This is a genomic window from Streptomyces sp. NPDC050636, assembly GCF_040654775.1.
GTDB lineage: Bacteria > Actinomycetota > Actinomycetes > Streptomycetales > Streptomycetaceae > Streptomyces.
In genome coordinates, this window is record NZ_JBFAIP010000211.1 from 1 (window position 1) to 4442 (window position 4442).

Annotated in this window: 2 protein-coding genes; both read left to right on the forward strand. The window is 72.0% G+C overall.

Annotation, left to right across the window (positions count from 1 at the left end):
* Positions 1–3261 (forward strand): SDR family NAD(P)-dependent oxidoreductase (locus tag AB0I10_RS40535; RefSeq protein WP_363157753.1); only part of this gene is annotated, 3261 nt, incomplete at its 5' end.
* Positions 3262–3297: 36 nt separating this feature from the next.
* The coding region (locus AB0I10_RS40540; protein ID WP_363157754.1) for a beta-ketoacyl synthase N-terminal-like domain-containing protein at positions 3298–4442 on the forward strand (1145 nt) is incomplete at its 3' end.

Sequence of the window (4442 nt, forward strand, 5' to 3'; positions counted from 1 at the left end):
TCGTTGATGGAGCCGATGCTGGCGGACTTCCGGCGGGTCGCTGAGGGGCTGTCGTACGAGGCCCCGCGCATCCCGGTCGTCTCGAACGTGACCGGTGAGCTGGGTACGGCGGAGTTGGTGTGCTCGGCCGAGTACTGGGTCCGGCACGTGCGTGAGACGGTGCGCTTCGGTGACGGCTTAGGCACCTTGGAAGCCGAAGGCGCGGCCGTGTTCCTGGAGTTGGGCCCCGACGGCGTACTGACCGCGATGGCCCAGCACAGCCTGGAGGAGACCGCGACCGCCATCCCGGCGCTGCGCAAGGACCGCCCCGAGGAGACGGCCCTGCTCACCGCCCTCGCGCGCCTCCACGTCACCGGCGTGGAGATCGACTGGACGGCATGGTTCACCGGCACGGGCGCGCGCCGCGTGGACGTTCCCACGTACGCGTTCCAGCATGAGCGGTATTGGCCCCGGCCTGCCGCGCTCTCCGGGGATGTGACGGGTGCGGGGCTTCTCCCGGCCGAGCATCCGTTGTTGGGTGCGACGCTCACGCTCGCGGACTCTGGTGAGGTGCTGTTCACGGGGAGGCTGTCGTTGCAGACCTTGCCGTGGCTGACCGACCACGTCATGGGGGGCAGCGTTCTCTTTCCGGCCACCGGCTTTCTGGAACTGGCCATGCGTGCGGGTGACCACGTCGGCTGCGACCGGGTCGAGGAGTTCGTCCTGATGACTCCGCTGGTGCTCACGGAGGAGAGCGCCGCTCGGATTCAGGTGCTGGTCGGGGCTGCCGACGAGACGGGGGCCCGTTCCCTCTCGGCGTATTCGCGGCTGGACGATGCCTCCGACCTGCCGTGGGTGCAGCACGCCAACGGCACCCTGACCACCGGGGAGCGGATCGCGGACTTCGGCTCCCAGGTCTGGCCGCCGCAGGACGCGGTGGTCGTCGACCTGGAGGGCTTCTACGACGGGACGGGGTACGGCCCGGCGTTCCAGGGCCTGCGCTCGGTGTGGCGGCGTGAGAACGAGGTCTTCGTCGAGGCCGCGCTGCCGGGCCAGGTCGCCGAGGAGGCCGGGTCCTTCGGGATCCACCCGGCGCTGCTGGAGGCGGTGCTGCAGTCCCACCGGATGGCCGGGGTCGGCAGTGAGCACGACCAACTGATGCCGTTCGCCTGGCGAGGTGTGTCGCTGCACGCTGGGGGAGCGTCGGTTCTGCGGGCCCGGGTGGTGAAGACCGGTGAGGACTCGGTGTCCATCGCGGCCGTCGACGTCGAGGGCGCCCCCGTACTGTCCGCCGAGGCACTGGTGCTGCGCGGCCAACCGGCCGGCGTGGCGGCCCCGGTTGCCGCACCGCGCGGCGCGCTGCTGTCGCTGGACTGGGTGGCGGCCCCCGAGGTGCAGTCCGCCGAGGTGCGGTGTGTGTCCCTGGGCGCCGACGAGTTGGGTGTGGGCGTGTCGGTCGCGTCCCTGGCGGACCTCACGGGGGATGAGGACCTCGTGGTGGTCCCCGTGTCCGGTACGGGCGAGGGTGTACCTGCCCGCACCCACGAGCTCACCGCGCGGGTCCTGGGACTGCTGCAGGAGTGGGCCGACCGGCCGGAGAGCAGTGCATCGCGCCTGGTGTTCGTCACGCGGGGGGCCGTTGCCGCCGGCGCGGGCGAGACCGTGACGGATCTGGCCGCGGGCGCTGTGTGGGGCCTGGTGCGCTCGGCGCAGTCGGAGAACCCCGGACGGATCGCGCTCCTCGACCTCGGCATCGACCTCGGCATCGACCTCGACCTCGGCATCGACGACGAGGACGGGGGTCTTGCCACGGCGCTCGCGGACCTGCCGGGCCTGCTGGCCACCGGGGACGCCCAGTTCGTGTTGCGCGGCGGCACCGTCCGGGTGGCGCGGCTGGCCCCGTTGGACAGCGGCGCGGAACCGCCGACACCTGCCGAGCCGCGTGCCTGGGACCCGGAAGGCACCGTGCTGATCACCGGTGGTACCGGTGGTCTGGGCCGTGAACTGGCCAAGCATCTGGTGACCGAGCGCGGTGTGCGCCATCTGCTGCTGGTCAGCCGTGGCGGCCCGGACGCACCCGGGGCGAGCGAGCTGCGGGACGAACTGGCCGCCCACGGCGCCCAGGTGACCGTCCAGGCCTCCGATGTGACCGACCGGGAGGCGGTCGTCGCGGCCGTCGGCTCGGTGCCCGCTGCGCACCCGCTGACCGCCGTGATCCACACCGCCGGCGTCCTGGACGACGGCGTGGTGGCCTCGCTGACGCCCGAGCGGCTGTCGGCCGTACTGCGCCCGAAGGTGGACGCGGCCTGGCACCTGCACGAGGCCACCAGGGATCTCGACCTGGCCGCGTTCGTGCTCTACTCGTCCGTCTCGGGCGTCCTCGGCACCTCAGGACAGGGCAACTACGCCGCGGGCAACGTCTTCCTCGACGCGCTGGCCCGGCACCGTGCGGCGCGGGGCCTGCCCGCCCAGTCCCTGGCATGGGGCGCCTGGGCCCCCGTCGGCGGGATGACCGCCACCCTGTCGGACGTGGACGTGCAGCGGATCGCCTCCTACGGGGCCACGCCCCTGACCGTCGAGCAGGGACTGGCACTGTTCGACGCCGCCACCGCGACCGACGGCGCCCACCTCGTCCCCATCGGGCCGGTCGCCACGGGCGCCCGGGACCGGGGCAGTGTCCCGCCGGTGCTGCGAGGCCTGGTCAAGGGCGCCCGGCGCACGGCTGCGAGCTCCACGGGCGGCGCCGACGCGGCCCAGGCGCTCGGCCACCGGCTGCGGGAGGCACGGGCGGAGGAGCGTACGCGCTTGATGACCGACCTCGTACGGACCGAGGCCGCCGCCGTGCTCGGGCACGCCTCGGCCAAGGCGATCGACGCCCGGCGGGAGTTCAACGAGCTGGGCTTCGACTCGCTGACCGCCGTCGAACTCCGCAACCGACTCTCCACCGCCACCGGCCTCAGACTGAGCGCCACCCTCGTCTTCGACTACCCCAACCCCACCGCACTCGCCGACCACCTCGTCTCACAGCTCGTGGACGAGGCCGCCACGGGCCCGGCCCTCCTCGCGGAGCTCGAACGGCTCGACTCCGCCCTCGCCGCCGGCGAGCCCGACGCCCGCACCAGGGCCGCCGTCGCCGGCCGTCTGTCGCAGATCCTGGACAACTGGCGAGGAGCCCAGGCCGAGGAGGACGACGCGGAAGTCGCCGAGCGGCTCGAAGCCGCCAGTACCGACGAGGTCTTTGCCTTCATCGACAACGAGCTCGGCCGTCACAGCGATCGCTGAGTCCGGCCCCCTTACTTACACGGAAGGTTCCACGTCATGCCGAACGACAACAAGCTCGTTGACTACCTCAAGTGGGTCACGAACGACTTGCACCAGACCCGCCAGCGGCTTCGGGAGGCTGAGTCCGCCAAGCAGGAACCCATAGCCATCGTCGGCATGGCCTGCCGGCTGCCGGGCGGCGTGCGGTCGCCGGAAGACCTCTGGCAGTTGCTGAGCGACGGCCGGGACGGCATTTCGGGATTCCCCACGGACCGCGGCTGGAACCTCGACCTTCTCAACGGTGACGGCAGCGGCAGCAGCGCGACGGCCCAAGGCGGCTTCGTCGACGCCGCCTCATTCGACGCGGACTTCTTCGGCATCTCGCCCCGCGAAGCCGTGGCGATGGACCCCCAGCAGCGCTTGCTGCTGGAGACTTCCTGGGAAGCGCTGGAGCGCGCCGGGATCGACGCGGTGTCCCTGCGGGGCACCCGGACCGGTGTCTTCGTGGGCACGAGCGGCGTCGACTACATCAACGCCGTACTGAACTCCCGCGAGGACATCGAGGGGCACGGCAGCACCGGCCTCGCCGGCAGCATCCTGTCCGGGCGGCTCTCGTACAGCTTCGGCCTGGAGGGCCCGGCCCTCACCGTCGACACCGCGTGCTCTTCCTCGCTTGTCTCCCTGCACCTGGCGGCCCACGCGCTGCGCAACGGCGAATGCTCGCTGGCGCTGGCCGGAGGCGTGACGGTGATGTCGTCGCCGATGAGCTTCGCCGGATTCACCCGGCAGGGCGGGCTGGCGGCGGACGGCCGGTGCAAGGCGTTCTCGGACGCGGCCGACGGCACCGGCTGGTCCGAGGGCGTGGGCGTCGTCGTCGTCGAGCGGCTGAGCGATGCCCGTCGTAACGGGCACGAGATCCTCGCCGTGGTGCGTGGCTCGGCCGTCAACCAGGACGGTGCCTCCAATGGCCTGATGGCGCCCAACGGCCCTTCCCAGCAGCGGGTGATCCAGCAGGCTCTGGCCGGTGCCGGGCTGTCGGCGTCGGATGTGGATGCGGTTGAGGCTCATGGCACCGGTACGAGCTTGGGTGACCCGATTGAGGCCCAGGCGCTGTTGGCGACCTATGGCCAGGGTCGTGACCCCGAGCGCCCGCTGTTGCTGGGGTCGGTGAAGTCCAATCTCGGTCACACGCAGGCGGCGGC